23 protein-coding genes and 6 tRNA genes are annotated in these 26,191 nt (G+C 72.7%); 19 read left to right on the forward strand and 10 right to left on the reverse strand.

Features of this window, described 5'->3' with window-relative positions; genetic code table 11:
* Positions 1 to 299: 299 nt before the first annotated feature.
* The 8 genes from ACWCPY_RS12515 to ACWCPY_RS12550 all read left to right on the forward strand — a co-directional run bounded on the left by ACWCPY_RS12515 (position 300) and on the right by ACWCPY_RS12550 (position 11,368).
* Positions 300 to 1,361, forward strand: a complete 1,062-nt coding sequence (locus tag ACWCPY_RS12515) for a methionine ABC transporter ATP-binding protein (RefSeq protein WP_451264272.1) — start codon at positions 300 to 302, stop codon at positions 1,359 to 1,361.
* Positions 1,358 to 2,029, forward strand: a complete 672-nt coding sequence (locus ACWCPY_RS12520; RefSeq protein ID WP_451264273.1) for a methionine ABC transporter permease — start codon at positions 1,358 to 1,360, stop codon at positions 2,027 to 2,029. Before ACWCPY_RS12515 ends, ACWCPY_RS12520 begins: the two co-directional genes overlap by 4 nt.
* A gap of 75 nt (positions 2,030 to 2,104) precedes the next feature.
* Positions 2,105 to 2,971: a MetQ/NlpA family ABC transporter substrate-binding protein gene (locus tag ACWCPY_RS12525; protein WP_451264274.1), complete on the forward strand. Its 867-nt coding sequence runs from the start codon at positions 2,105 to 2,107 to the stop codon at positions 2,969 to 2,971.
* 140 nt (positions 2,972 to 3,111) lie between these two features.
* On the forward strand, positions 3,112 to 3,759 hold the full coding sequence (locus ACWCPY_RS12530) for a GNAT family N-acetyltransferase (protein WP_451264275.1): 648 nt from the start codon (positions 3,112 to 3,114) through the stop codon (positions 3,757 to 3,759).
* A 106-nt stretch (positions 3,760 to 3,865) separates the two neighbouring features.
* Complete coding sequence (gene cbiE, locus ACWCPY_RS12535) at positions 3,866 to 5,104, forward strand: precorrin-6y C5,15-methyltransferase (decarboxylating) subunit CbiE (protein ID WP_451264276.1); 1,239 nt, start codon at positions 3,866 to 3,868, stop codon at positions 5,102 to 5,104.
* 333 nt (positions 5,105 to 5,437) lie between these two features.
* On the forward strand, positions 5,438 to 8,953 hold the full coding sequence (gene cobT / locus ACWCPY_RS12540; RefSeq protein ID WP_451264277.1) for a nicotinate-nucleotide--dimethylbenzimidazole phosphoribosyltransferase: 3,516 nt from the start codon (positions 5,438 to 5,440) through the stop codon (positions 8,951 to 8,953).
* A gap of 237 nt (positions 8,954 to 9,190) precedes the next feature.
* A complete protein-coding gene (cobA, locus tag ACWCPY_RS12545; protein WP_451264278.1) occupies positions 9,191 to 10,447 on the forward strand; it encodes a uroporphyrinogen-III C-methyltransferase in 1,257 nt (418 codons plus the stop codon).
* A gap of 102 nt (positions 10,448 to 10,549) precedes the next feature.
* Positions 10,550 to 11,368, forward strand: coding sequence for a TrmH family RNA methyltransferase (locus ACWCPY_RS12550; RefSeq protein WP_451264279.1), 819 nt, complete (start codon positions 10,550 to 10,552; stop codon positions 11,366 to 11,368).
* Positions 11,369 to 11,372: 4 nt separating this feature from the next.
* On the opposite strand, the gene ACWCPY_RS12555 is transcribed toward ACWCPY_RS12550, so the two are convergent.
* Positions 11,373 to 12,710: a serine/threonine-protein kinase gene (locus tag ACWCPY_RS12555; RefSeq protein ID WP_451264280.1), complete on the reverse strand. Its 1,338-nt coding sequence runs from the start codon at positions 12,708 to 12,710 to the stop codon at positions 11,373 to 11,375.
* A gap of 606 nt (positions 12,711 to 13,316) precedes the next feature.
* On the opposite strand from ACWCPY_RS12555, the gene ACWCPY_RS12560 reads away from it, so the two are divergent.
* From ACWCPY_RS12560 to ACWCPY_RS12570, 3 genes are all read left to right on the forward strand, one after another.
* Positions 13,317 to 13,523: a hypothetical protein gene (locus ACWCPY_RS12560; RefSeq protein WP_451264281.1), complete on the forward strand. Its 207-nt coding sequence runs from the start codon at positions 13,317 to 13,319 to the stop codon at positions 13,521 to 13,523.
* A gap of 208 nt (positions 13,524 to 13,731) precedes the next feature.
* Complete coding sequence (locus tag ACWCPY_RS12565; RefSeq protein ID WP_451264282.1) at positions 13,732 to 14,694, forward strand: phosphotransferase family protein; 963 nt, start codon at positions 13,732 to 13,734, stop codon at positions 14,692 to 14,694.
* 68 nt (positions 14,695 to 14,762) lie between these two features.
* A complete protein-coding gene (locus ACWCPY_RS12570; RefSeq protein ID WP_329817793.1) occupies positions 14,763 to 15,047 on the forward strand; it encodes a TFIIB-type zinc ribbon-containing protein in 285 nt (94 codons plus the stop codon).
* A 139-nt stretch (positions 15,048 to 15,186) separates the two neighbouring features.
* Here the strand turns inward: ACWCPY_RS12570 and ACWCPY_RS12575 are convergent.
* The 5 genes from ACWCPY_RS12575 to ACWCPY_RS12595 all read right to left on the reverse strand — a co-directional run bounded on the left by ACWCPY_RS12575 (position 15,187) and on the right by ACWCPY_RS12595 (position 15,634).
* A tRNA-Val gene (locus ACWCPY_RS12575) sits at positions 15,187 to 15,261 on the reverse strand.
* 23 nt (positions 15,262 to 15,284) lie between these two features.
* Positions 15,285 to 15,356 (reverse strand) — tRNA-Val (locus ACWCPY_RS12580).
* A gap of 19 nt (positions 15,357 to 15,375) precedes the next feature.
* A tRNA-Val gene (locus tag ACWCPY_RS12585) sits at positions 15,376 to 15,447 on the reverse strand.
* 1 nt (position 15,448) lies between these two features.
* A tRNA-Cys gene (locus tag ACWCPY_RS12590) sits at positions 15,449 to 15,522 on the reverse strand.
* A gap of 39 nt (positions 15,523 to 15,561) precedes the next feature.
* Positions 15,562 to 15,634: transfer RNA gene (locus ACWCPY_RS12595), tRNA-Gly, on the reverse strand.
* A gap of 163 nt (positions 15,635 to 15,797) precedes the next feature.
* On the opposite strand from ACWCPY_RS12595, the gene ACWCPY_RS12600 reads away from it, so the two are divergent.
* The 3 genes from ACWCPY_RS12600 to ACWCPY_RS12610 are packed head-to-tail and all read left to right on the forward strand — an operon-like array spanning position 15,798 to position 18,532.
* On the forward strand, positions 15,798 to 16,832 hold the full coding sequence (locus tag ACWCPY_RS12600) for a chorismate-binding protein (RefSeq protein ID WP_451264361.1): 1,035 nt from the start codon (positions 15,798 to 15,800) through the stop codon (positions 16,830 to 16,832).
* Positions 16,832 to 17,653 carry an aminotransferase class IV gene (locus ACWCPY_RS12605; protein WP_451264283.1) on the forward strand — a complete coding sequence of 274 codons (822 nt, stop codon included), beginning with the start codon at positions 16,832 to 16,834 and terminating at the stop codon, positions 17,651 to 17,653. Before ACWCPY_RS12600 ends, ACWCPY_RS12605 begins: the two co-directional genes overlap by 1 nt.
* A 42-nt stretch (positions 17,654 to 17,695) precedes the next feature.
* Positions 17,696 to 18,532 (forward strand): GNAT family N-acetyltransferase, encoded by an 837-nt coding sequence (locus ACWCPY_RS12610; RefSeq protein WP_451264284.1) that lies wholly within the window; start codon positions 17,696 to 17,698, stop codon positions 18,530 to 18,532.
* Positions 18,533 to 18,544: 12 nt separating this feature from the next.
* Here the strand turns inward: ACWCPY_RS12610 and ACWCPY_RS12615 are convergent, their stop codons facing one another.
* Positions 18,545 to 19,060, reverse strand: a complete 516-nt coding sequence (locus tag ACWCPY_RS12615) for a DsbA family protein (protein WP_451264285.1) — start codon at positions 19,058 to 19,060, stop codon at positions 18,545 to 18,547.
* A 202-nt stretch (positions 19,061 to 19,262) separates the two neighbouring features.
* Here ACWCPY_RS12615 and ACWCPY_RS12620 point away from each other — a divergent pair, with 202 nt between their 5' ends.
* The 3 genes from ACWCPY_RS12620 (at position 19,263) to ACWCPY_RS12630 (ending at position 21,139) form a co-directional block, all read left to right on the forward strand.
* A complete protein-coding gene (locus ACWCPY_RS12620; protein WP_451264286.1) occupies positions 19,263 to 19,718 on the forward strand; it encodes a hypothetical protein in 456 nt (151 codons plus the stop codon).
* A gap of 115 nt (positions 19,719 to 19,833) precedes the next feature.
* Positions 19,834 to 20,844 (forward strand): LacI family DNA-binding transcriptional regulator, encoded by a 1,011-nt coding sequence (locus ACWCPY_RS12625; protein WP_451264287.1) that lies wholly within the window; start codon positions 19,834 to 19,836, stop codon positions 20,842 to 20,844.
* A gap of 139 nt (positions 20,845 to 20,983) precedes the next feature.
* Complete coding sequence (locus ACWCPY_RS12630; RefSeq protein WP_177328061.1) at positions 20,984 to 21,139, forward strand: hypothetical protein; 156 nt, start codon at positions 20,984 to 20,986, stop codon at positions 21,137 to 21,139.
* A gap of 4 nt (positions 21,140 to 21,143) precedes the next feature.
* On the opposite strand, the gene ACWCPY_RS12635 is transcribed toward ACWCPY_RS12630, so the two are convergent.
* Positions 21,144 to 21,731 carry a CGNR zinc finger domain-containing protein gene (locus ACWCPY_RS12635; protein ID WP_451264288.1) on the reverse strand — a complete coding sequence of 196 codons (588 nt, stop codon included), beginning with the start codon at positions 21,729 to 21,731 and terminating at the stop codon, positions 21,144 to 21,146.
* 310 nt (positions 21,732 to 22,041) lie between these two features.
* Positions 22,042 to 22,455 carry an SsgA family sporulation/cell division regulator gene (locus tag ACWCPY_RS12640; RefSeq protein WP_003959770.1) on the reverse strand — a complete coding sequence of 138 codons (414 nt, stop codon included), beginning with the start codon at positions 22,453 to 22,455 and terminating at the stop codon, positions 22,042 to 22,044.
* Between the two features lie 190 nt (positions 22,456 to 22,645).
* Between ACWCPY_RS12640 and ACWCPY_RS12645 the strand changes: the two genes are divergently transcribed.
* Both ACWCPY_RS12645 and ACWCPY_RS12650 read left to right on the forward strand, forming a co-directional pair.
* On the forward strand, positions 22,646 to 23,134 hold the full coding sequence (locus tag ACWCPY_RS12645; protein ID WP_451264289.1) for a TIGR02611 family protein: 489 nt from the start codon (positions 22,646 to 22,648) through the stop codon (positions 23,132 to 23,134).
* Between the two features lie 54 nt (positions 23,135 to 23,188).
* Positions 23,189 to 23,260, forward strand: a tRNA-Val gene (locus tag ACWCPY_RS12650).
* 370 nt (positions 23,261 to 23,630) lie between these two features.
* Here the strand turns inward: ACWCPY_RS12650 and ACWCPY_RS12655 are convergent.
* Positions 23,631 to 26,120, reverse strand: coding sequence for an SCO7613 C-terminal domain-containing membrane protein (locus ACWCPY_RS12655; RefSeq protein WP_451264290.1), 2,490 nt, complete (start codon positions 26,118 to 26,120; stop codon positions 23,631 to 23,633).
* Between the last annotated feature and the right edge of the window lie 71 nt (positions 26,121 to 26,191).

Genomic DNA, 26,191 nt, shown 5'->3' on the forward strand with positions numbered 1-26,191 from the left:
CGACGAGCAGCCGCATCCTTGCGACCGAGGCGATCACGACGCCCGGTGCTCGTTGTATGTGTCGAATGCGCACCTTCTGAGGGCCCCCCGCTCCTCGCGCCCCGAAGCGAGACCGAGCCCGGCCGTCCGCATCCGGCGGAACGAGTCCGCCCCGCACCGCCGCCCGGCCGCCTGCCGCCCCGGCCCGTGCCGGGACTCCGCTCGGAACGTCCGATCGAAACGTCCGAAACAGTCTCATCAGACGAATGCCCCGTGCCCGGCGGACACCGCGCCGCGCACTCGACAGTGACGGAAACCCTGTGATCACCACTTCGGGCCTCACGAAGGTCTACCAGTCGCGCGGCCGGGAGGTCACCGCCCTGGACGGCGTCGACCTGCACGTCCGCGAGGGCGAGGTGTACGGCGTCATCGGACAGAGCGGCGCCGGCAAGTCCTCCCTGATCCGCTGCATCAACCTCCTGGAACGTCCCACCTCCGGCACCGTGACCGTGGCAGGCCAGGACCTCACCGCACTCGCCGGACGCGGCCGCCGGGCCGGCCGGGAACTGCGCGAGGCACGCAGCCGCATCGGCATGGTCTTCCAGCACTTCAACCTGCTGGCCTCCCGCACCGTCCAGGACAACGTCGAACTCCCGCTGGAGATCCTCGGGGTCTCCGGCCGGGACCGCTCCCGCAAGGCCCTCGAACTCCTCGGCCTGGTCGGCCTCGCCGACAAGGCCAGGGCCTACCCCGGTCAGCTCTCCGGCGGCCAGAAGCAGCGCGTCGGCATCGCCCGCGCCCTGGCCGGCGACCCCAAGGTGCTGCTCTCCGACGAGGCGACCTCGGCCCTCGACCCCGAGACCACCCGCTCCATCCTCCAGCTGCTGCGCGACCTCAACCAGCAGCTCGGCCTGACCGTCCTGCTCATCACGCACGAGATGGACGTCGTCAAGACGATCTGCGACTCCGCCGCGCTGATGCAGAAGGGACGCGTCGTCGAGTCCGGCACCGTCGGCGAACTGCTCGCCACCCCGGGCTCCGAACTGGCCCACGAACTGTTCCCCGTCGGCGGCACGGCCTCCGGCCCCGAGTGCACGGTCGTCGACGTCACCTTCCACGGCGACGCGGCCGGCCGGCCGGTGATCTCCCAGCTGTCGCGCACGTACAACATCGACATCTCGATCCTGGGCGCCGCGATGGACACCGTCGGCGGCAAGCAGATCGGCCGGATGCGCATCGAGCTGCCCGGCCGTTTCGAGGAGAACGTCGTCCCGATCGGCTTCCTGCGCGAGCAGGGCCTCCAGGCCGAGGTCGTGACGGACGGCGACCCCGCCGTCCCCGTACAGACCCCCGCCCCGCTCACCGAGGAGGTGGCGAAGTGACCTGGTCCGAAATGCAGCCGCTGCTCACCCAGGGGACCATCGACACCCTCTACATGGTGCTCTGGTCCACGGTCGTCACCGTGCTCGTGGGACTGCCGCTCGGGGTCCTGCTGGTCCTCACCGACAAGGGCGGACTGCTCCGGAACACCCTGGTGAACAAGGTCATCGGCGTGATCGTGAACATCGGCCGCTCGCTGCCGTTCATCATTCTGCTGATCGCGCTGATCCCCTTCACCACCTGGGTCGTCGGCACCTTCATCGGCCCGTCCGCGATGATCGTTCCGCTCTCCGTCGGCGCCATCCCGTTCTTCGCCCGGCTCGTCGAGACCGCCGTCCGCGAGGTCGACCACGGGCTCGTCGAGGCCGTCCAGTCGATGGGCGGATCCATCCCGACGATCGTCCGCAAGGTCCTGCTGCCGCAGGCTCTGCCCTCGCTCATCTCGGGCGTCACCACGACCGTCATCGTGCTGATCGGCTACTCCGCGATGGCCGGCGCGGTCGGCGGCGAAGGGCTCGGCTCCAAGGCCGTCACCTACGGATTCCAGCGCTTCGACAACCAGTTCATGCTCATCACCGTCGCGCTGCTGATCGTCATCGTGACCGTGATCCAGCTGATCGGCGACCTGGCCGTGCGCCTGCTCGCCCGCCGGGGCCGCACCGCCTCCTGAGACTTCCTCTCCCCTCACAAGCCCGAACTCCTTGTCCGGGCGCACCACCCTCACCACCGGAAAGAGGCACTTTTCGTGCGTAAGAACATCAAGATCACCGCGGCTGCCGCCGCCACCGCCGCCATCGCCCTCGGCCTCACCGCCTGCGGCACGTCGTCCGACCCGGGCGCCAAGGGCGAGACCGGTGCCAAGGCCGACACCTCCAAGGCACTCGTCGTCGCCGCGTCCCCGACGCCGCACGCCGACATCCTGGACTTCGTCAAGAAGAACCTGGCCGAGAAGGCGGGCCTCAAGCTGGAGGTCAAGGAGTTCACGGACTACGTCCTGCCGAACACCGCCACCGAGACCGGCCAGGTCGACGCCAACTTCTTCCAGCACCAGCCGTACCTCGACGACTTCAACAAGAAGAAGAACACCCACCTCGTCCCGGTCGGCACCGTTCACCTGGAGCCCCTCGGCCTGTACTCCAAGAAGGTCAAGGACCTGAAGGACATCAAGGCCGGCCAGACCGTCGCCGTCCCCAACGACACGACCAACGAGGGCCGCGCCCTCCAGCTCCTCGCCGAGAACGGTCTCATCACCCTCAAGGACGGCGTCGGCACCAGCGCCGGGCTGAGCGACATCACCGACAAGAAGGGCCTGGAGTTCAAGGAGCTGGAGGCCGCCACCGTGCCCCGCGCCCTGAACGACGTCGACGCCGCCGTCATCAACGGCAACTACGCCATCGAGGCCGACCTCAAGCCCGCCAAGGACGCCCTCGTGCTCGAAAAGGCCGACGGCAACCCCTACGCCAACATCATCGCCGTGAAGAAGGGCAACGAGCAGGACCCCCGCGTCCAGAAGCTCGTGAAGCTCCTGCACTCCGACGAGGTCAAGAAGTTCATCGAGGACACCTACCAGGGATCCGTCGTCCCGGCCTTCGGTACCGCCGCCAAGTCCTGACACCCGTACGGCATTTGTCCGAGGAGCCCCGCGCACCCCACCGAGGGGGCGCGGGGCTCCGTCGTGCGGACCCGACCATGCACGGCATCGGGCCGATGCTGCATGCTGTGCCTTTAACGGTCTTCGGTATGGAGCTGCGCATGACTTCCACCTTTCCGGACATCTCCATCAGCACGGATCGGTTGGTGCTGCGCCCCTTCGACATGGCGGACGTTCCCGCGTACATCGAGATGATGAACGACGAACTCGTCGTAGCCTGGACGGAGGCACCCCACCCCTACACCCAGGTCGACGCCGAACGCTGGGTCCGCAGGATCGCCCCCGCCCAGCGCACCACCGGTGACGGCATCGTCCTCGCCGTCACCGAGTTCCTCACCCAGCGGCTCGTCGGCTCGGTCCGGCTCCGCAACACCGACTGGCGCACCCTCTCCACCGAGGCCGCCTACATCACCGCCCCCTGGGCCCGCGGCGAGGGCTACGCCACCGAGTCCCTGCTGGCCGTGGCCCAGTGGCTCTTCCGCGACCAGGGCTTCGAGCGCATCGAACTGCGCACCGCCGCCGACAACACCGCCTCCCAGCAGGTCGCCCAGAAGCTCGGCTGCATCAGCGAGGGCGTCCTGCGCAACGCCCGCATAGCGCGCACCCGGACCGAGAACGGCACGGACGGCGGCTGGACCGACATCAGGACCGACCTGATCGTCTGGGGCCTGCTCCCCGAGGACCTCGAAGGCGTCGCCGAGCAGCTCGCCGACGCGGGCGGCTACGGCGCCTACAACGACTGGAACTGACCCCTGGAAGGGGCCCTGACACCCTTTTGGTAAGGACCGGGTACTCTCGCTCTGCCTCACCACGCTTCCATCCCCACCTGCGACGACTCCAGGAGACTGACGACAGATGGCCGATCGGGTCACCGTGATCGGCTGGGACGGCTCGCCACTGACCGGAGCGGCCACGGCCGCCCTCTCGGCCGCCACGCTCGTCGCCGGAGCCGCCCACCACCTCGCACTCCCCGAAGTCCCGGCGAACGCCGAACGGATCCGCCTGGGCTCCATCGACCTGGCCGCCCGCCGGATCGCCGGCCACCGCGGCAGCGCCGTGGTCCTCGCCGACGGGGACCCCGGCTTCTTCGGCGTGGTACGCAACCTCCGGGCACCCGAACACGGCCTGGAGGTCGAGGTCGTCCCCGCCGTGTCCTCCGTCGCCGCCGCGTTCGCCCGCGCCGGAATGCCGTGGGAGGACGCCCAGACGGTCGTCGCCCACCCCCGCACCCTGCGCCGCGCCGTCAACGTCTGCCGTGCCCACCACAAGGTCGCCGTGCTCACCTCGCCCGGCGCGGGCCCCGCCGAACTCGCCCTGCTCCTGGAAGGCGTCCACCGGACCTTCGTCATCTGCGAGGAGCTCGGCACCACCCGCGAGCAGGTCACCGTCGTCACCTCCGACAAGGCCGCCGACCACGTCTGGCGCGACCCCAACGTGGTCATCGTCATCGGCAGCGGCCCCGAACCGCAGGCCACCGGCGCCTGGATCGCCGGCCGCCACCCCGCCCTCCCCCATGGCGTACGCGGCTGGGCACTGCCCACGCAGGCCTACGCGAGCAGTGCCGCCGAGGGCGGCCGGGACAGCGGCGAGGGCGAGTCCCCAGGGCTGCGCGCCGCCCAACTGGCCCACCTGGGACCGCGGACCGGCGACCTCCTCTGGGACATCGGCTCCGGCAGCGGGGCCCTCGCGGTGGAGGCCGCCCGCTTCGGCGCGGCGGTCCTGGCCGTCGACAGCGACCCGGCAGCCTGCGCCCGTACCGCGGCGGCGGCGCGGGCGTTCGGAGTCCAGCTCCAGGTCGTCGAGGGCCGGGCCCCCCATGTGCTGGAACGGCTGCCGGAACCCGATGTCGTACGGATCGGGGGCGGCGGGGTCCCCGTCGTCACCGCCGTCACCGAACGGCGGCCGGAACGCGTCGTGACCCATGCCTCGACGCGGGACGAGGCCGAGGCACTCGGCGCCGCCCTGGGCGCGAACGGGTACACCGTCCGCTGCTCGCTCCTCCAGTCCGTCGAACTCGACACGGCCGCATGGTCGGAGCGTGAACGCTCGGTCGTGTTCCTCCTCTCGGCGCTGCGCTCCGACCTCGCCCCGTGACCCGGTCGGCGTACAGCGGGAGGTAGGCTGGCCGATCGTTGTACCGCGCCCGGACGTTCGTCGCTTCGTTCGTCAATGTCCGGAAAAGAGGACCGTTTTGGCCCCCGTTGTGGTACGGCGGAACCGGGGGATGCGCGACGTGGCGCAGTCCACAGCGGGCCGTGGCGAAATGAGCTGCCGCGGCGGCGAACGGCCGCGAGAATGCAGTATGTCCGCGACCGGTTCGTGCCGCGCGGCGAGCCCGCTCGTTCTTGTTGACGAGCGCCGGCGTGCCGTGTTCGGGCGTCCCGGGCGAAGGGCCGAAGGAGCACTGACGATGGGCGAGGGGTACGCATGAGTGACACCGGCCAGATCCCGGGTGAGGGACTGCCGGAGAACGCAGGCACGGTGGAGCAGCCGGGCGTCGCCGCCCCGGATGCCTACACCTACCTCGCTCCCTCCGAGCATGTCTCCGAGGACGACGACCTCCTCCTGATGCCGAGCCCGCAGGGAGCCTGGAGCGACCCGCAGGCCGTACCGGCCCCGGGCCAGTACCCCGAGGGCGTCGCCGCCCAGGCTCAGGTGCCCGGGCAGGCCGCCTACCAGGCCCCGCCCGCGGCACAGCCCTATGCCCAGCAGGCCGGCGAGACCGCCGCACAGCCCCAGGGGCCCGTCCAGGTCCAGGTGCAGGAGCTCCCGGTCCAGGCGCAGGCCGCGGACGTGTACGCGGCCCAGCAGGCGGTGGCGGAGCCACTGCCCGGGACCGGCCAGGGGACCCATGAGTCCGGTGGCCGCGACTCCGGTTCGGTCGACCTCAGGGGTGTCCGGATTCCGTCGCCCGCCCAGGCCCCCGCTCCGGCGGCCCAGCCGCAGCCCCAGGCCCCGGTGCGCCGTCCGCTGCACCGCGGCCCGGTCGCCGCCGACGGCTCGCCTTCGTACGGGGGCACGCCGACCGGCGGAGTGGTCCGTTCGCTCGCCGACCGCGGCCCGGCGGGCGCGCCCCAGACACAGGCCCGGCCCCAGGCCCCCGCGCGCCACGCCGGTCCACCGACCACCGGCCCGGAGTACTTCGAGATGCCGGCCGAGGACGCGTCCGCGCTGCCGGGCCCGCAGCTCGGGGAGATCCTGCCGCAGGGCGGCAGCCCTTGGGCGGCCCAGGCACCGCAGCCGGAGGCCGCACCGGTGGCGGCGGAACCGGCCGTAGCGGAACCGGCCGTCGTCGTCGAACCGGCCGTCGTCGCGGAGCCGGCCGTCCTCGCGGAGCCGGCCGTTGTGGAACCTGCCGTCGTGGAACCTGCCGTCGCGGAGCCGGTCGCTCCGGAACCCGTCGCCGAGCCGGCGCGGGAGGCCCAGCCGGTTCGGACCGCTCCGGTCGTGGAACCGGAGGCCGCGGCCGCCCCGGCCGCCGAGCCGGTACCGGCAGTGGCCGGAACCCCCGCCGAGGCCACCGCCGACCTCCCCGCCGGAGTTCCCGCCGGATCCGGGGCCCCCGCCGAAGCGATCGCGCCGCAGGACACCGCGGAAGCCGTTCCCATGGGCCAGTTCGTGCCCGTGGAGGGTTCGGTGCCGACGACTCCGCACCTGGCGCCGACGCCCGTCGTCGAGCAGACCGTCGAGGCGGAGCCCGCGACCGGACCCGAGCCCGAGGCCGAGCGCGTGCCGATCGCCATGGAGCCCGTGCAGGTGCCTCGGCCGGAGATCGCGGAGGCCCAGCAGGCGGTGGAGGCCGGGGAAGCCGTCGAGCCCCCCGTGCACGCCGAGCCCGTCGCGAACGCCGAGGCGGTCGAGGCTGCCGAGCCCGTCGTGCATGGCGACGCGGTCGCGGACGCGGACGCCGTGCCCGCGGAAGCCCCCGCGCCCGTCCCCGCTCCCGAGGCCGAGGTTCCGACGGTGCCCGAGCCGGAGGCCGGACAGGGCCCGGAGGTCATCGAGACCCCGGACACCACGGCCCCCGCGGACATCGCGGAAGGCGTGGAAGCCGCTCCGCTCGCGGAACCCGCAGCGGCGACGGCCGTGGCGACGGATGCCCCCGAGGCGCCCGGGGCCGGGCACACGGAATCCGTACAGCCCGGGGCAGAGCCCCAGGAGCCCGCCGAGGCGGACGCCCCCGAGGCGGCCGAGGCCGAGGTTCCCGCCGGCCCCCCGGCCCCCGGCTACGACGACGCCGAGCGCGAGGCGGTGCTCCGTGTCATGCGTGAGCGCCGCGACATCCGCAACGGCTTCCGCAGCGACCCCATCCCGCACGAGGTCCTGCTCCGCGTCCTCGAAGCCGCGCACACGGCGCCCAGCGTCGGCCACTCGCAGCCCTGGGACTTCGTCGTCATCCGCTCGGCGGAGACCCGTCGCTCCATGCACGAACTGGCACAGCGTCAGCGCGACGCCTACGCCAAGTCGCTGCCCAAGGGCCGGGCCAAGCAGTTCAAGGAACTGAAGATCGAGGCCATCCTCGACACCCCGGTGAACATCGTCGTCACCGCCGACCCCACCCGGGGCGGACGGCACACCCTCGGCCGGCACACCCAGCCGCAGATGGCCCCGTACTCCTCCGCGCTCGCCGTCGAGAACCTCTGGCTCGCCGCGCGCGCCGAGGGACTCGGCGTCGGCTGGGTCAGCTTCTTCGACGAGCGCGAGATGGTCCGTGCCCTGGGCCTGCCCGAGCACCTCGAAGTCGTCGCCTACCTGTGCGTGGGCTACGTCGACGAGTTCCCCGAGGAGCCCGAGCTGATGCAGGCGGGCTGGTCCAAGCGCCGCCCGCTGTCCTGGGTCGTCCATGAGGAGACGTACGGCCGCCGCGCCCTGCCCGGCGAGGAGCCGCACGACCTGCTCCAGGAGACCATCTCCAACATCCGCCCGCTGGACGCCAAGGCGCTCGGCGAGGCATGGGAACGCCAGAAGCGGATGACCAAGCCGGCCGGAGCGCTCGGCATGCTGGAGATCATCTCGGCACAGCTGTCCGGGCTCTCCCGGATGTGCCCGCCGCCGATCCCCGAGCCCGCGGCCGTCGCGATCTTCGCGGGCGACCACGGAGTGCACGCCCAGGGCGTCACCGCCTGGCCGCAGGAGGTCACCGGCCAGATGGTCGCCAACTTCCTCGGCGGCGGCGCGGTCTGCAACGCCTTCGCGGCCCAGGTCGGCGCCGAGGTGTGCGTGGTCGACGTCGGCGTGGCCATGGAACTGCCCGCGACACCCGGCCTCCTGCCCCGCAAGGTGCGCGCCGGAACGGCGGACTTCACGACCGGTCCCGCACTCACCCGCGAAGAGGTGCTCGCGGCGATCGAGGTCGGCATCGAGACCGCCCGCGATCTGGTCGCGGCCGGCAACAAGGGCCTGCTCACCGGTGAGATGGGGATCGCCAACACCACGGCGTCGGCCGCGCTGATCTGTGTGTACACGGGCATGGACCCGGCCGAGGTGACCGGACGCGGTACCGGCATCAACGACGAGATGCACGCCCGCAAGGTGGACGTGGTCCGTCGTGCCCTCGAACTCCACCGGCCCGACCCGGCCGACCCGATCGGTGTCCTGGCAGCGGTCGGCGGCCTGGAGCACGCCGCGATGGCCGGCTTCCTGCTGGGCGGAGCCTCGCTCCGTACGCCCGTCATCCTCGACGGCGTGAGCGCGGGCGCCGCGGCCCTGGTCGCCCGGGCGATCGCCCCGGAGGCCCTGGCCGCCTGCATCGCGGGCCACCGCAGCGCCGAGCCCGGCCATGTGGCCGCGCTCAACAAGCTGGGCCTGCGCCCGCTGGTCGACCTCGACCTCCGCCTCGGCGAGGGAACCGGTGCGCTGCTGGCGCTCCCGATCGTGCAGAGCGCGGCGCGCGCGATGCACGAGGTGGCGACGTTCGACTCGGCGGGTGTGACGGAGAAGTAGACCGGACCCCGCTCCTCAAGCGCCTCCGGCGACCGAGGAGCGGGGTCCGGGGCGGATCCCGGTTGTCGGGAAGGGGCGAGGAGGAGACGGCCCGTCGCCGACGCCCGCCTCCGCAGCGCCCGCCACACCCCCCGGCGCACCCCGTATCGTGGACCCGCACCCATAAAACCGCACGTCACAGCCGCTCCACCGTCGCAGCGGCCCGCACTTCGCATCGCACGAGGAGTCCGCACCGCCATGGCCGAGCACGCCGATCACCCCGCGTACCCCGTCGGACTGCGTCTGAGCGGGCGCCGCGTCGTCGTCGTGGGCGGCGGCCAGGTCGCGCAGCGCCGACTCCCGGCGCTCATCGCGGCGGGCGCCGACATCACCCTCGTATCGCCGTCCGCGACCCCGTCCGTCGAGGCGATGGCCGACGCCGGAGAGATCCGCTGGGAGCGCCGTCGGTACGAGGACGGCGACCTCACCGACACCTGGTACGCGCTCATCGCCTCCGACGACGACGCCGCGAACGACGCCGCGTCCGCCGAGGCCGAGCGCACCCGTACCTGGTGCGTGCGCAGCGACAACGCCGATGTGGCCACCGCCTGGACCCCGGCCACCGGCCGCAGCGAGGGCGTGACCGTCGCCGTCCTGTCCACCGACGCCCAGGGCCGCGACCCGCGCCACTCCGCCGCCGTCCGCGACGCCATCGTCGAGGGACTGCGCGACGGCACGCTCGCCGCCCCGCACCACCGCACCCGGCCCACCCCCGGTGTCTCCCTGGTCGGCGGCGGCCCCGGCGACCCCGACCTGATCACGGTGCGCGGCCGCCGTCTCCTCGCCGAGGCCGACGTCGTCATCGCCGACCGCCTAGGCCCCCGCGACCTGCTCGACGAACTGCCGCCGCACGTCCAGGTGATCGACGCGGCGAAGATCCCGTACGGCCGCTTCATGGCGCAGGAGGCGATCAACCAGGCGCTCATCGAGCACGCCAAGGCCGGCAAGGCCGTCGTGCGGCTCAAGGGCGGCGACCCGTTCGTCTTCGGCCGGGGCATGGAGGAGGCCCAGGCGCTCGCCGCCGAAGGCATCCCGTGCACCGTCGTCCCCGGCATCTCCAGCTCGATCTCCGTACCCGGCGCGGCCGGAATCCCCGTCACCCACCGCGGCGTCGCCCATGAGTTCACCGTCGTCAGCGGTCATGTCGCGCCCGACGACGAGCGTTCGCTGGTCGACTGGGCGGCGCTCGCGCAGCTGCGTGGCACCCTGGTGCTGCTGATGGCCGTCGACAAGATCGGCGCCATCGCGAAGGCCCTCGTCGCCCACGGCAAGTCCCCGGACACCCCGGTCGCCCTGGTCCAGGAGGGCACCACGGCATCCCAGCGCCGCGTCGACGCGACCCTGGCGACCGTCGCCGAACGGGCCGCCGCCGAGGACGTACGCCCCCCGGCCGTCATCGTCATCGGCGACGTCGTCGCGGTCGGCACCGGCGCCGCACCGCTCCCCGCCGAGTAGCCGGCCCGGACACCGCCCGCACCCCCCCGCAGAGTAACCAGCGGTAACGGATCTTCTCCCGAGCCGTTGGCACCACACACCGGACAAGGCAGTATCGAACCCGTGGCTGATCTCATCACCGTCGACGACCCCGACGACCCCCGCCTGAGCGACTACACCGGGCTGACCGATGTCGAACTCCGGCGCAGGCGGGAGCCCGCCGAGGGCCTCTTCATCGCCGAGGGGGAGAAGGTGATCAGACGCGCCAGGCACGCCGGGTACGAGATGCGGTCGATGCTGCTCTCGGCGAAGTGGGTCGACCTGATGCGCGACGTCATCGACGAGGTCCCGGCCCCGGTGTACGCGGTCAGCCCCGAGCTCGCCGAGCGCGTCACCGGCTACCACGTCCACCGCGGCGCCCTCGCCTCGATGCAGCGCAAGCCGCTGCCGACCGCCGACGAGCTGCTGACGACGGCCCGCCGGGTGGTCGTCATGGAAGCCGTCAACGACCACACCAACATCGGGGCGATCTTCCGCAGCGCCGCCGCCCTCGGAATGGACGCCGTCCTGCTCTCCCCGGACTGCGCCGACCCGCTCTACCGGCGCTCCGTCAAGGTCTCGATGGGCGCGGTCTTCTCCGTCCCCTACGCCCGCCTCGCCACCTGGCCCAAGGACCTGGAGACCGTACGGGAAGCGGGCTTCAGACTCCTCGCGCTGACCCCGGACGAGAAGGCCGGCAGCATCGACGAGGCGGCACCGCACCGGATGGACAAGGTGGCCCTGATGCTGGGCGCCGAGGGCGACGGCCTGTCCACCCGGGCCCTGGTCGCCGCCGACGAATGGGTGCGCATCCCGATGGCGCACGGCGTCGACTCGCTCAACGTGGGAGCGGCCGCCGCGGTCGCGTTCTACGCGGTGGCATCGGGCCGTCCGGAGAACTGACCGGCTACGGGAGCCGCGGGTCCTGGGGCGGGGTCTCGACCTGGGTCCGGGCGCTCGTCCCGTGCCGCCCAGGATCCGTACCCAGCCCGCGGGACGGCCCCTGGCAGCCCTGGGCCGCCGCGATGCCGAGCGCCACCAGCAGCGTCACCACCACGAAGACGACGAGCCGCTGCCGCAGCAGCCGCGGATTAGCGGGCCGCAGCCCCGCCGACGTCGGACGGGCCCCGGGCCGCGTGCCCGGCCGGCCGTTCGTCCCGTTCGTACCCTGCGGACGCCTGCCGGACCGGGTGGTGCTGCGCGGCTGCTGCTGACGGGGGCGCGAACCACCGGTCCGGGGCGCCCCGGACCGCGAGGACGAGGACGGCCTGCTGCCCTGGGGCTGCTTCTGCTTCTGCTGACGGGGCGCGGGAGGAGCCGCGCGCCGCGTCTGCTGCTCGGTGTACGGGCCGTCGAGGCGGCCGGTCGGCCGGTCCAGCTCCTGAGCCGAACGCTGCACGGGCGGCCGGCTCTCGTGCAGCCCCTGCGCCTCGCGTGCCGCGATCTCCTTGAGCCGCATGGAGAGTTGGAGCGTGCTCGGCCGCTCCTCGGGATCCTTGGCCAGACATGCGCTCACCAGCGGCGCCAGCGCGTCGTGCACATCGTGCAGCTGGGGCTCCTCGTGCACCACGCGGTACAGCATCACCTCGGAACTGCCGTGCCCGAAGGGCGAATCGGCCATGGCCGCGTACGCCAGCGTGGCGCCGAGCGAGAACACGTCGGTCGCGGGTGTCACGGCGGCGCCGCGGACCTGCTCGGGCGCGAGGAACCCCGGCGAGCCCACCGCCGTACCGACATGGGTGAGGGTGGAGGCCCCGGTCGCCCAGGCGATCCCGAAGTCGATGATCCGGGGGCCCTTGGGGGAGAGCAGGATGTTCGACGGCTTCAGGTCACGGTGGACGACACCGGCCTCGTGCACCGCCACCAGGCCCTCGGAGAGCGCGGCCCCGATCGAGGCGACCTCGGCGGCCGACAGCGGTCCCTCCTCGGCCACCTTGTCGTGCAGCGAGGGCCCCGGGACGTATTGCGTGGCGAACCACGGACGGTCCGCCTCCAGGTCCGCGGCCACCAGGCGCGCCGTGCAGCCGCCGCGGATCCGCCGGGCGGCGGACACCTCGCGCGCGAAACGGGAGCGGAACTCCTGGTCCTCCGCCAGATCCGGGCGGATCACCTTCAGTGCCACCCGCTGCCCCCGCCGGTCCGAACCCAGGTAGACGACACCCATGCCGCCCGCTCCGAGCCGCCGGTGCAGCCTGAACGAGCCGACGACACGCGGGTCCTCGCGCCGGAGCCGCATCATCGCCATGTCTGCCCATCCCCGCTGCCTGGTCCGCCTGACGAGGCACAGCTTACGTACCCGGCGCCCGGGGCGCTCAGAGGCCGCGCCCTCACCGGCCGATCGATTGTCGGTGCGCGGCGCGGCCCATGACGGGGCGTGCGGCCGGCACGGGTTCGGTGCCGGCCACGTCCGGACGCCAAGGCGGTTGCGGTGAAGGGGGGTTGGAGCCGCCCCGGCCGGCCGGCGGTACGGCGTGGACCCCGGCCCGGACGCCGGCGAGCGGCCTCCACGGGCACACCGGGACCGGCGCCCGGGGACCGGGGGAGCGGAGCGTGAGCGAGGTCACGGCGCCGGCGGCCGTACGCCTTGTGGACCGCGCCGTCCAACGACTCCGGTGCCGCGGGAAGTTCGCCGCACCCCCTCCGGGATGTCCCCGGGATCAGGCGGCCGGTCTCCACCCAGGGGAGTACATCCACGGCCCGGGGCTCATCCTCCGGGAGGCCCGGCAATCGGTACGCGGGCATGACGCCCCGCACCCCGCGCCTCCCTAATGTTGAGGTCAAGCGGCGGGCGCAGTACTCGTCCCCCGAGGTCACACGCCCGCCGCCCCACATACGAGTCAGGAGAGGAACCATGGCGGACACGGCAACGCGGACCATGAGCCGCACGGGACGCGGGGACCGTGCGGCGTTCGGCAGCCGCCCGTCCTCCGGCACCCGCCACCCACTGGTGGCGACGGCGATGGTTCTTCCTCTGGCGGCCCTGCTCGTAGTCGTCTTCGGCGGCTGGGACGCAGTGGTCACACAGGCGTCGTCCGTGGGCGTGATGCTGGGGCGCTGAGCGGCGCCCCGGGTCCGGAAGAGCGGTCCGGACCGGGACATCCGGCCAACAACCCCGTGGGGACGGGGGTGCGGCGGACGGCAGCGTTTGTCCGGTCAGCTGGGGAGCTGACCGGACATCGCGCTGTCCGGGCCCGTTCACGCCGTACGCTCATCGGCGGGCCCGGTGCGGACCGGCCGCCCGTACCTGTTCGCCACCGGGGGAGACCGTGACCACCGCAGTCGTACGCGCGCTGGGCGCCCTCGCCCACCGGGCCGCCCACGCCCGCCCCGGGGAACCCTGCGCCTGCCCGCCCCCGGCGGTGCTCGCGGACCGGACGGACGGCACGGTGGTCCGCAGCGGGGCCGTCGTCGCCAAGGCCCACGCCCCCGGCACGGACACCCCCGGCCTGCTCACCCGCCTCGGCCTCGCGAACGACCCGCGCCTCACCGGCATCCTGCTCGCCCCGCTCCAACCCCACCCCGCCGCACCTCTCGACGACCGCCCCGTCACCCTGTGGCCCCACGGCCATCCCGTCGACCCCGTCGACCCCGATGCCGCCCCGTGGGAAGAGGCCGCCGAACTGCTGGCCGGACTGCACCGGACCCCGGCCCCGCCCGCCCTCGTGCTCCCGCCCATGCGCGGCCCCGCGAAGGCCGCGCTCGCCGTCGCCCGGATGCGCACCGCCCGGCCGGCCGACCCGGCCACCGCCCCCGTACTCGAAGCCTGGCACCGCCTGCCGGCCTGGGCCCGCGACGAGACCACCGCACCCGCCCACCGTGCGCACTTCCTCTGCCACGGCGATCTGCACCTGGGCCAGCTCGTCCGCCACCCCGCCCCGCACGGACCCTGGCTGCTCATCGACATCGACGACGCCGGTCTCGGCGACCCCGCATGGGACCTCGCCCGCCCCGCCGCCTGGTACGCCGCCGGGATCCTGCCCCCCGAGGTCTGGCTCCGTTTCCTCGACGCCTACCGGGCGGCGGGCGGCCCCGCCGTACGTGCCGAGGGCGACCCCTGGCCGGAGCTGGATGTGCCGGCCCGCGCCCTGACCGTCCAGACCGCCGCGCTGGCGTTCGCCAAGTCCGCGACGGAGGACCGGACTCCGGACGAGGTGGAGCAGGCGATGATCGATGCCTGTGCCCGAATAGCATCCCTCCCGCCCGAGTTGGGTGCCGAACACCCGTCGTAGGCTGAACCGACCGTCGGCGGGCCCGATTTCCGGCGACGGCGACCCGACGGCGAGGAGTGAGCCGAACGATGCAGTGTCCCAAGTGCCACGCACAGATGCACACGTACAACCGCAACGGCATACAGATCGAGCAGTGCAGCGGCTGCCGGGGAATCTTCCTCGACTACGGCGAGCTGGAGTCCCTCACCCGTATCGAGGCGCAGTGGACGCAGCAGGCTCCGCCCGCCCCGCCGGCCCCGCAGGCCTACCCGGCCGCCCCGGCACCCGCCTGGGGCGCTCCGCAGTACCAGGGCGGCCACCACGGCGGTCACTACCGGCACAAGAGCTTCGGCCGCATGCTCTTCTCGTCCTGACCGGTGCGAATCGTCCTGAACGGGCCGGCACCGGCGAGTGCCTGACCGCGGGCCCGGACGCCTTCCGTCCGGGCCGTGCCGGTGCCCACGCGGCGGAGCACGACAGAGCCCCGGTCGTCGGAACGACCGGGGCTCTGGTTGGTGCGCGATACTGGGATTGAACCAGTGACCTCTTCCGTGTCAGGGAAGCGCTCTCCCGCTGAGCTAATCGCGCAGGGTGAACCTGCGTGTACTGCGTGCGCGATACTGGGATTGAACCAGTGACCTCTTCCGTGTCAGGGAAGCGCTCTCCCGCTGAGCTAATCGCGCGGGGATCCTTGCGGATCAGTGGACGATACTGGGATTGAACCAGTGACCTCTTCCGTGTCAGGGAAGCGCTCTCCCGCTGAGCTAATCGTCCTTGGAGGTGGAGACGGGATTTGAACCCGTGTAGACGGCTTTGCAGGCCGTTGCCTCGCCTCTCGGCCACTCCACCACGAGCGGGGGGTTCGGGAAGATCCCCCCACTTTGTGCGAGCGGACGACCAGGTTCGAACTGGCGACCTCAACCTTGGCAAGGTTGCGCTCTACCAACTGAGCTACGTCCGCTTGTCTTTCCCGGTCCGCTTGCGCGTCCCGGCGACGTGTTGAACTCTAGCGGATTCCGGGGCCAGTACAAAAACGCGTTTGTGCAGCGTGCTGAGGTGCGCTCGCCCCGGCGCAGGTCATCGCGCACCGCCCTAGACTCGACGACGTGCACGACCTAGCTCCAATGGCCCGCTTCGGCGGCCTCGTCGCGTCCGATCTGCAGGACGTGACCAGTGATCCCGCAGCCCTCGAATCGACCGGTTTCTGGGCCGTGTCCGCCGATTTCGAGGGCCGCCTCGTCTGCGCGCGCTTCGGCTCCGTACGTACGGGGGCGGTGCCCGCCCCCGTGCCGGGCGCCTGGCACGGACCCGCGGCCGGAGACTGGACCTCGTCGCTGGACCGCGCCGCGTACGTCGCGGGCGTACGGCGGATCCGCGAGTACATCGCGGCGGGCGAGGTCTACCAGGCCAACCTCTGCCGGGTGCTGACGGCGCCGCTGCCCGACCCGCGCGCCGCGGACGTCGACGCCCTGACCGCGCTGCTCGCCCGCGGCAACCCCGCCCCGTACGCAGGAACGATTCGGCTGCCGGGGTACGGCGTGGAGATCGCCACCGCGTCGCCCGAGCTCTTCCTGAAGCGGGACGGCCGGACCGTCGCGTCGGGTCCGATCAAGGGCACCGGCCGCACCGAGGCCGACCTGCTGGAGAAGGACCACGCCGAGAACGTGATGATCGTCGACCTGGTCCGCAACGACCTGGGCCGGGTCTGCGCCACCGGATCGGTCACCGTTCCCGGCCTCTGCGCGGTCGAGAAGCACCCCGGCCTGGTCCACCTCGTCTCCACCGTGCGCGGAGAGCTCGCCGAGGACGCCGGCTGGCCCGGACTCCTCGACGCGACGTTTCCGCCCGGCTCCGTCACCGGGGCACCCAAGTCCAGCGCCCTGCGGATCATCGAGGAGCTGGAGACCGCACCGCGCGGTCCCTACTGCGGAGGCATCGGCTGGGTCGACGCCGACCGCCGCACCGCGTCGCTCGCCGTCGGCATACGTACCTTCTGGATCGACCGCACCGGCACCGCCCCGGTCCTCCGCTTCGGTACCGGGGCCGGCATCACCTGGGGCTCGGACCCGGAACGCGAGTGGGACGAGACCGAACTCAAGGCGTCCAGGCTGCTCGCTGTAGCGTCGGGCGTGCACGAAGCAACCGGAAGGACCGCGTGATGATGATTTGGGTCAACGGCGGACTGCGCGACGCCGAGGACGCCAGGGTGTCCGTGCTGGACCACGGGCTCACCGTGGGGGACGGCATCTTCGAGACGGTCAAGACCGTCGGCGGCAGGCCCTTCGCCCTCACCCGCCACCTCGACCGGCTGACCCGCTCGGCCCGCGGCCTCGGACTCCCCGACCCCGACCCCGACGAGGTCCGCCGAGCCTGCGCCGAGGTCATCGACGCCAACCCGATGGCGCTCGGCAGGCTGCGCATCACCTACACCGGAGGGCTCTCCCCGCTCGGCTCCGACCGCGGCGCGAACGGCCCGAGCCTGGTCGTCGCCCTCGGCGAGGCGGCCCGCCGTCCCGACACCACCGCGGTGATCACCGTTCCCTGGACGCGCAACGAACGCAGCGCGCTCGCCGGGCTCAAGACCACCTCGTACGCCGAGAACGTCGTCGCCCTCGCCCGGGCCCAGGAGCACGGCGCGTCCGAGGCGCTCTTCGCCAACACGGCCGGGCAGCTCTGCGAAGGCACCGGGTCCAATGTCTTCGTCGTCCTCGACGGACAGCTGCACACCCCGCCGGTCGCCTCCGGCTGCCTCGCCGGGATCACCCGCGCGCTGGCCGTGGAGTGGGCGGGCGCGCAGGAGACCGAGCTGCCGTTCGACATCCTGGAGCGGGCCGAGGAGATCTTCCTCACCTCCACCCTGCGCGATGTGCAGGCCGTCCACCGGGTGGACGGGCGGGAGCTGCCGGGCGGGCCCGGACCGGTGACCGCCAAGGCCATGAGGATCTTCGACGAGCGCGCCGGCAACGACCTCGACCCGTGAATCGGGGTGACGGACCGGGCTCCAGCGGATAGAACATCTGCGATGACCACCACCCTCCGGCCGACCGGGCCGATCCAGCAAGGCGCCGACGGTGCGCAGTTCCGCGCGTACGACGTGTGCGACAACGGGCGGCCCGTAGGCGCCGTCGAGATCGGCACCGATCCGGGATTCGGCGCGAAGGCGGGGGTGCTGCGTTCCCTGCGCATCGACGAATCCCGCCGCGGGCGAGGCCGCGGCACCATCGCGGCGCTGGCGGCCGAAGAGGTGTTGCGCGGCTGGGGCTGCACCCGGATGTCCCTGTCGGTGCCGGCCGACGACGCGGCGGGGCAGGGGCTGGCCACCGCGCTGGGCTACACCGAGCGCAGCAGGAACATGGTCAAACAACTGGAGCGGACCTTGCCCGCGCTGCCCGGTGCCGTCACCGCCCGGCCGATGACCGACGAGGAATTCGCGCACTGGGAGCGCGGCGCGATCGCCGACTACGCGCAGACCTGGATCGAACGCGGCGTCCCCGCGGACCAGGCCATGCGGAAGGCGGAGACCGGCCACGCCCAGAACCTGCCGCACGGCCTCGCCACCGAGGGAACGCATCTGCACGTCCTCACGCACGAGGACGAGGCCGTGGGACAGGTCTGGGTGGCGCGGCACGAAATGCATCCGGGGATGCTGGTGAGCTACGTGTTCGACGTGGAGGTGCGCGCGGAGTTCCGGGGACGGGGGTACGGCCGGGCGCTGATGCTCCAGGCGGAGCGCATCGCGCTCGACGCGGGCGACGACCGGCTGGGTCTGCATGTGCTCACGTCCAATACGCCCGCCCTGCGGCTGTACGAGTCGCTCGGATACCGGACGACTCAGTACAACCTGGCCAAGAGCCTCTGAGGGCGGGCCGGCTCAGCCCCGCCCGGCGAGCAGCCGGTCGGCGATCTCCTCGATCCGTGCGCGCAGCCCGTCCTGGCTCCTGCCGCCGTCCAGTCGCTCGTCGCCGATCACATACGTCGGGGTGCCGGTGACCCCGATCGCCTTGCCCTCGGCCTGGTCGGCGTCGACGATCAGCATGTGGCGTCCGTCGATCAGCGCGGTGTCCATCTCCTCGGCGTCCAGGCCGAGTTCCCGCGCCACCTCGACGAGCAGCGGTTCGCCGGTGCGGGCGAGATCGGCGGTCCGGGCGAGCACCGCCTCGATGTACGGCCAGTCCTTGCCCTGGGCGGCGGCCTCCTCGGCGGCCTGCGCCGCGGCGTAGGCGTGCTTGTGCTTCTCCAGCGGGAAGTGGCGCAGCCGCACGTCCAGCCGGTCGCCGTACTTGGCCCGCAGGGCGTGCACATCGGTGAGGGCCTGGTGACAGTCGGGGCACTGGAGCTCGCACCAGACGTCGAGGACGACAGGGGTCGCAGGGGTGGAATCACTCATGCGGCCAGTCTCCCAGGGCTCGCGCGAGCCTCCCAATCGGCACCCGTTCCGCCACGGCCCGGTACGACCCGGGGCACCGCCGATCGGCACCTGGGGAGGATCCCGGCCCTGAAATGTCCCTGATGCGGTGGCGGATCGTGGCCTCCGGGCCGGTCACCGGTGCAGGATGGAAGGGACGTTTCCCCTGCGCCTGGAGGCACCGATGCTTGCCGAGACCATCTGCTCCGCGGTGTCCGCGGCGGGCCTGGGCATCGCCGCCGTCACCGCCTGGCGAAAGCGCTTCCTGGCCGCGACCCGGATCGCCGCCTACTCCCTGGTCCCGATCGCGCTGGTGCTGACCGGGATCGTGGACTGGGTCGCCGGGATCGCCTTCAAACCCAGTGTCTGGCTGGGCTTCGGGCTGCTGGCGGTGGCCTGGCTGCTGTTCGCGACCACGCGCGCGATCGAGCGCCGCGGCGGCGGCACCCGCAAGGAGCGCAGGGCCGCCGCGCGGGCGGCGCAGGGCGGGGCGGTCGCCCCCGCGGCCTCGGTGCCCTCGCTGAGGGCGGGGCTCCCGGAGTCCCCGGAGCGTCCGAAGGCGAAGTCCCGGCAGCAGTCCGCCGCCCCGGCCGAGGACTTCAGCGACATCGAGGCCATCCTGAAGAAGCACGGCATCTGATCCCCGCCTCCCCGCCCCGGCCCGCAGCGCCGTCCCCGGGTGCCGTCCGTACGATGGGGACACGTCGCGGACCGGTGCGGCCGAAGCCGTCAGTGGGGCAGGGCAAGTGGGGCGTGTGGCAGGGATCAAGGATGTGGCCCGGCGGGCCGGGGTCTCCGTGGGCACCGTGTCCAACGTGATCAACCGGCCCGAGGCGGTGCTGCCGGAGACCCGCGCCCGGGTGCTCGCCGCCATCGAGGAACTCGGTTACGTGCGCAGCGAGTCGGCGCGCCAGCTGAGGGCGGGCCGCAGCCGGATCATGGCCCTGCTCGTCCTCGACATGGGCAACCCCTTCTTCGTGGACGTGGCCCGTGGCGCCGAGCGCGCCGCCCGGGAGGCCGGCCTCGGCGTCATGGTCTGCAACAGCGACCAGAGCCCGGCGGAGGAGGCCGAGTACCTCGGACTCTTCGCCGAGCAGCGGGTCTGCGGCGTCCTGGTCACCCCGGCGGACGCGACCGGCCGGAACCTGGAGGCGTTCAGCCGCCACCGCATCCCCTTCGTCCTGGTGGACCGGGTGGCGCCCGGCGCGGGGACCTGCGCCGTCTCCGTCGACGACGTCCGCGGCGGCGCCCTCGCCGTGCGGCACCTGGTCTCGGCCGGGCACCGCTCGGTGGCGTACATCAGCGGCCCGGGCGACCTCCATCAGATCCGGGACCGGCGCGAAGGCGCCCTGTCGGCCCTCGCCGAGGCCGGGCTGCCGCCCGAGGCGCTCGTGGAGATCCCCTCCGGCCGGCTGGACGTGGCGGCGGGCCGCGATGCCGGGGCCCGGCTGCTCGGCCTCGTACCCCGGCCGACCGCGGTGTTCTGCGCCAACGACCTGCTCGCCCTGGGGGTGCTCCAGGCGCTGTACGCGGCGGGTGTCGCGGTGCCGCACGACATCGCCATCGTCGGCTACGACGACATCGAGTTCGCCGCCGCCGCTGCCGTGCCGCTCACCTCGGTCCGACAGCCCGCGGTCGTGATGGGCAGGATGGCCGCGGAGCTCCTGCTGGAGGAGTCGGACGACGAGGACGGCACCCATGAGCACCGCAGTGTGGTGCTCCAGCCGGAGCTCGTGGTGCGGGCCTCCAGTTCGACACCACGCTGAGACCGCGGAGCCGTACCGAATATCTGGCGGCCGATCGGACGCCGGAGCGAATTCCGGCTGTCCGGGACGGGTGAACTCCCGGTACGAAAAGGCGCGTTGATCGCCAACAGCCCCCCGAGTGAGTCATGATCGTCCCGAGATGGTGGACACCTCCCGGGGCGATGCCCCCGCAACCCCTGCCGAAGAGCCGCGCGGCTGCCTCTTCGCGCTCTCCCAGCCCCCTCTGATGATCTTCCTCGCGGTGGTCGGCAGTCTCCTGCTGATGGCCGCGTTGCATGATCTCTTCATGCTGTGAACGGTCAGCCGGCCGCTTCCTTGCGGCGTGCCCGGTACGCGGCCACATGCAGACGGTTGCCGCAGGTGCGGCTGGAGCAGTAGCGGCGGGAGCGGTTGCGGGACAGGTCGACGAAGGCGTGCCGGCAGTCCGGTGCCTCGCACCGCCGCAGCCGTTCCAGTTCGCCCGCCACCACGATGAAGGCCAGCGCCATGCCGCAGTCGGCCGCGAGGTGGTCGGCGATCGACGCGTCGGGCGCGAAGTAGTGGACATGCCAGTCGTAGCCGTCGTGATCGCTGAGCTGCGGTGTCGTGCCGGCTGCGGCGACGAGCGCGTTGACGAGCGCGGCGGCGGTCCGGGTGTCGTCCGTCGCGAAGATCTCGGCGAAGCGCGTCCGTACGTCCTGTACGGCTCGCAGGTCCTTCTCGTGCAGCTCGCCCACACCGCTGATGCGATGGCGCCGCGCGAAGTCGTACAGCGCTTCGATGCCGGCGAGGCCGTCGCTCCGCTCGCCTTCCGGCTGCCCGCTCGCCGGCGGTTCGCTCTCCGGGGCGGTGTTCAACAGGTCGACCACCGTGTCGAGGGCGATCCGGGTGTCGTGGGGGATCAGCACGCTTTCGCTCCCTGCCTCCGGCGGGCGGGTCCCCGCCGATGCGGGCTGACTCTACTGGCTCGGCCGCAGCGCGCAGCGGCCCGAGAGGGCCCAGGAGGGGCGGGGAGAGCGGATACCGGCCATGGGCGGGCACCCGTGGCCGGTGGCCGCCCGCCCGGGGCATGAGGGAGGCTCCAAGGGCTCCCGGGGCGCACGCCGGCGCCGTCACCACGGTGGATTCCGTGATGACGGCGCCGATGTCACCGTGTGGGGTTTTCCGCGCGGCGCCGTCTCCCCGAGTCGGACGGCGCCGTGCAGCTCTCGGCCTGGCTCAGCTCTCGGCCAGGATGTGTGAGAGCTCCGTGTCGAGGTCGAAGTGGCGATGCTCGGTGCCCGGAGGCACCGCGGCGTCGGTCCGCTTCAGGAACGACTCCAGAGCCCTCGCAGGGGCTTCGAGCAGGGCTTCGCCCTCTGGGGAGCTCAGCGCGATGCAGACGACGCCCTGGCCGTGACTACGGGATGGCCAGACGCGGACGTCTCCGGTGCCGGTGGGCCGGTGCAGCCCCTCGGCAAGGAGGTCGCGGGCGAATACCCATTCGACCGTCTCCTCCGCTCCGGTATGGAAGGTGGCGTGCACGGCATACGGATCGGCCGTGTCATACCGCAGGCCCGCGGGTACAGGCAGTGAGGACTCGCTCGACACAACGAGGCGCAGGTGCAGCTCGCAGCTGACCGTGGTGTTCATAAGCGCCAGGGCCTTTCGCTCAGTGTGCGCTCGGGGATTCGCACGTCGGCGAAATCGACATGCCACCTACGGTGGCGTTGTAAACCCCTCTGACCTTTTTGTGTTCCTTCAGGTAGCTCGTACGGCGGTGTGTAACTTTCGGTTATGCGGCCATTCCGGTGATGAAGACCGTTCCGGTAGGTTGGCTTCCATGAATGCGGAGCGTGACGCGCGGGACGGGGGCGCCGCAGCGGCGGTACCGGTGTCCGACGCGGGGGACAGGACGGACGGCGTGACGGGTGAGGTCACCGAGGGTGTGACCAAGGAGCGGGATCTCGGCTCCCGGGCGCCCGGGTTCATCAAGGCGTCCAGGACGCTGCACCTGAGCTGGCAGGTCGGTGTCTTCGTGGTCGGCCTCGCCGTGGTCGTGGCGGGCATCATCATGCTGCCGCTGCCCGGGCCCGGCTGGCTGGTGATCTTCGGCGGCATGGCGATCTGGGCGACCGAGTTCGTCTGGGCGCAGCTGGTGCTCCGCTGGACCAGGCGGAAGGTCACCGAGGCCGCCCAGCGGGCGCTCGACCCCAAGGTCCGGCGGCGCAACATCATCCTCACCTCGGTCGGTCTGGTGATCATCGCGGTGCTGGTGGGGATCTACGTCTGGAAGTTCGGCATCACCATGCCGTGGAAGATCCGCGAGTGACCCCGGGGTGGTCATGGGGCGCCGCTGACATGGGGTAATGTTTGGCCTGCGCCCGGGCGATTAGCTCAGTGGGAGAGCGCTTCGTTCACACCGAAGAGGTCACTGGTTCGAACCCAGTATCGCCCACCCGGACGGAAGGCCCGTGAGACCAAAGAGTCTCACGGGCCTTCCGTGTTTCCCGCGTCCGGCCAGGTTCCCCGGTTTCCGGCCGGACGCATCGAAGATTCACAAGCGCTTTCGCGAACGATTCCATCCGGGTGGCGTCCGGTGGGCGGGATCCGCTGATCGAGCAGGGGTATCCGGATATCGCTGCCGGGCGGACTCCGACGGCCACGGGAATTCCCGCGAACGGGTCGGTCTCCGCTATCCACGGGCAATGCTCCGGCGATTCGCGAACTCCCGCCGGAAAAGGCAGGGGAGCGGCCGCCGGCGTGAACTGCTCGATTTCTCGGGCGAGTTCGCCGGAGCCGCTCCCGGGCCGGCCGTACGAGCACCGTCAGTGCATCCGGCCCACGGTCTCCCTCAGCCGCCGCGCGTCGCGCAGCCGTTGCTCGTACGTCGCCCCGACCACCAGCAGCAGTACCCCGGCCAGCGCCGGCGGCAGCCAGCGGGGGAGCGCGCCGACGACCTGGACCACGTACGGCGCCAGTTCGTGCACGGCGTCCAGGGCCAGTACCGCGCCACCGAGCAGCAGCAGCGCCTGGAGCCGCAGCCGGGCGCCCGCCAGTGTGATCACCAGGGCCGCCACGCCGAGCAGCAGCGGGCGAGCCCAGTGCGGATCGGTCCAGGCCGCGAAGAGGCTCGGGACCAGCGTCGCCGCGAGACCCGCCCCGTACGCCGTCCAGGACGACGCCTCCGGGTCGCGGCGCCGGCGCAGGACACCGACCGCCAGGGCGGGCACCGTCACCGGCAGGGTGTACGCCTCCGGGGCCGACACCCCCGAGGCCGAGAGCCGCACCCAGCTCGCCAGGACGAAGAGCGCCACCGCCAGGTATCCGGCCACCGGCCGCCGCTCGGCACGTACGGCCGTGCCCGCCGCCAGCACCCCGTTCAGCGCCAGCACCAGTGCCAGGAACGGCAGGTCCGGCACTGCCATGACCACCGCCACCGCAGCCACCGCGGCTCCGGTCAGCTCGACCGGCAGAGCCACCGGGCGGCCCCGCAGCCGGGCCCCGAGGAGCACCGTCACCACGGGGACGAGCAGCATGAGCGGCGCCGCGCGGTCCCCGGCGAGCCCCAGCGACGCCCCGGCGGCGCGGGCGAGCACCGCCCCGCACACCACGGCCCCGCACGCCGGAACCGCCTGCGCGATCCCGAGCACCCTTGCCGTACGCGCCGCCCCGGCATCGAGCAGCACCGCGACCGCCCCGAGCACCACCAGCAGCACCGTGAACACCGCGTACGTCGCGGCCTCGGCGGCGAGCGAGAGGAACCCGGCGCTCACCGCGCCGGTCAGCCCGCACACCAGCGCAGTCGTCCCCATCGCGCCCGAACCGCGTCGCAGTGCCCGTACCGCCACCGCGAACACCGTGGCGACCAGCACCGACTGCACCGACACGGCCGCCGCGTACGACAGCCCCAGCACCGCGGGCGACGCGGTGAACCCCGCCCAGCAGAGGGCCACCGCGGTGGCGCCCGGCGCACTCCGCCCGGCCGTCCCCGAAGGGAGCACCGGCCCCGCCGCCCGTACCAGCCGCTCCCACGACCGGTGGGCGAGACCCAGCAGGGCGGCCGCCGTCAGCAGCACCACCGGCGCCGCGGCCAGGTGGGACCACCCGAGCCCCTCCGTACCCAGAGCGCCCCGGACACCGTCGGGAGCGCCGGACCACACGCGGGCCAGCCGCGACACCGTACCCATCAGTGACATGCCGGCCGCCGGCACCGCGGACAGCACCGCGGCCGCGGTCACCGCCGACGAGGCCCACACCACGCCCTGCCCGACCGGGCGCGGCAGCGGTGCGCGCAGCGCGGCCAGCAGCACCGCGCCGCACAGCAGATACACCGGCACCGACCAGCCCCATTCCATCCCGGCGCTCAGCACACCACCCACCGCGGCCACCGCGCACAGCCCGGCCAGCACTCCGCCCGCCACCGCGAGACCCGTGGGCGCACGCCACGCCCCGGCCAGCGCGAGCGCGGCACCCGCGAGCAGCAGCGCGGCCGGCGCCGACGCGTCCGGCGCCGATCCGGCGGACACCGACTGCGAGAGGGCCACCAGAAGTCCCAGCAGGCCCGTCGTCCAGCAGCCGACACAGGCCGTCACCCGCACCGCGAGGCCCGGACCCCACCACGCGATCGCACAGTCCAGCGCCGCCGTCAGCAGCAGCGCCCAGCCGAACACCGTGGCGCCCGCCCCCGCCGACCAGGCCCACAGCAGCAGCGGCAACTGTGCGCTCACCACCGCCAGGGGCAGCGGCAGCCGCAGCCGGCCGAGCAGCAGTCCGTACCCGCCCCACAGCACCGCCAGCACCGCCGAGGCGACCGCGGCGAAACCGGCGCCACCGGCCTGCGGCACCGCCACCCGGTGCAGCGCGTAGGCGTCGAGAATCATCAGCACGGACGCCAGGGCGCCGAGCGACTCGGCGGTCGCACAGAGCCCGCGGCGCAGCAGTACGGCGGGAGCGGCGAGCGCCGCCAGGGTCACCACGGCAAGCACCGCCGAGCGGCCGGAGATCCCCATGTGGCCCCAGCTGACCAGGGTGAACGCGATCGCCGCGATTGCCAGGAGCAGACCGCCCAGAGTGAGCAGCACATTCTGCGCACTGCGCGGACCGGCCTGCCCGGCGGGACGCGCGAAGGGAGCCGGCGGCCCGAACGGGGCGGCCGGCTGCGGCACCTGCGGCGCGGCCGGGGGCCCGGCGGGCGGCGTCAGCACACTCAGCAACCAGGCACGGCGGACCAGCAACTGGGAGCGGCGGGCGTCCAGTCGGGCCAGTTCGCGATCGAGGAGCGCCAATTCCTCGGCGGGTGGCGGCACATGTTCCATGGACGCGAGTGTGGTGCGAGCCACAGACTCGGACATGCGCTCGGATACTCAGTTCCCCGGCTGAGTACGCG

Source organism: Streptomyces sp. NPDC002403, assembly GCF_053593015.1.

Excerpts from the sequence above, each read along its gene's own strand:
- ACWCPY_RS12645 (WP_451264289.1), top strand. The coding sequence starts at position 22,646 with ATGAATGCGGAGCGTGACGCGCGGGACGGGGGCGCCGCAGCGGCGGTA.
- ACWCPY_RS12555 (WP_451264280.1), bottom strand. The coding sequence starts at position 12,710 with ATGGCGATGATGCGGCTCCGGCGCGAGGACCCGCGTGTCGTCGGCTCG.
- cbiE (WP_451264276.1), top strand. The coding sequence starts at position 3,866 with ATGGCCGATCGGGTCACCGTGATCGGCTGGGACGGCTCGCCACTGACC.
- ACWCPY_RS12610 (WP_451264284.1), top strand. The coding sequence starts at position 17,696 with ATGACCACCACCCTCCGGCCGACCGGGCCGATCCAGCAAGGCGCCGAC.
- ACWCPY_RS12570 (WP_329817793.1), top strand. The coding sequence starts at position 14,763 with ATGCAGTGTCCCAAGTGCCACGCACAGATGCACACGTACAACCGCAAC.
- ACWCPY_RS12615 (WP_451264285.1), bottom strand. The coding sequence starts at position 19,060 with ATGAGTGATTCCACCCCTGCGACCCCTGTCGTCCTCGACGTCTGGTGC.
- ACWCPY_RS12620 (WP_451264286.1), top strand. The coding sequence starts at position 19,263 with ATGCTTGCCGAGACCATCTGCTCCGCGGTGTCCGCGGCGGGCCTGGGC.
- cobA (WP_451264278.1), top strand. The coding sequence starts at position 9,191 with ATGGCCGAGCACGCCGATCACCCCGCGTACCCCGTCGGACTGCGTCTG.
- ACWCPY_RS12655 (WP_451264290.1), bottom strand. The coding sequence starts at position 26,120 with ATGGAACATGTGCCGCCACCCGCCGAGGAATTGGCGCTCCTCGATCGC.
- ACWCPY_RS12530 (WP_451264275.1), top strand. The coding sequence starts at position 3,112 with ATGACTTCCACCTTTCCGGACATCTCCATCAGCACGGATCGGTTGGTG.
- ACWCPY_RS12560 (WP_451264281.1), top strand. The coding sequence starts at position 13,317 with ATGGCGGACACGGCAACGCGGACCATGAGCCGCACGGGACGCGGGGAC.
- ACWCPY_RS12605 (WP_451264283.1), top strand. The coding sequence starts at position 16,832 with ATGATGATTTGGGTCAACGGCGGACTGCGCGACGCCGAGGACGCCAGG.
- cobT (WP_451264277.1), top strand. The coding sequence starts at position 5,438 with ATGAGTGACACCGGCCAGATCCCGGGTGAGGGACTGCCGGAGAACGCA.
- ACWCPY_RS12630 (WP_177328061.1), top strand. The coding sequence starts at position 20,984 with ATGGTGGACACCTCCCGGGGCGATGCCCCCGCAACCCCTGCCGAAGAG.
- ACWCPY_RS12600 (WP_451264361.1), top strand. The coding sequence starts at position 15,798 with ATGGCCCGCTTCGGCGGCCTCGTCGCGTCCGATCTGCAGGACGTGACC.
- ACWCPY_RS12640 (WP_003959770.1), bottom strand. The coding sequence starts at position 22,455 with ATGAACACCACGGTCAGCTGCGAGCTGCACCTGCGCCTCGTTGTGTCG.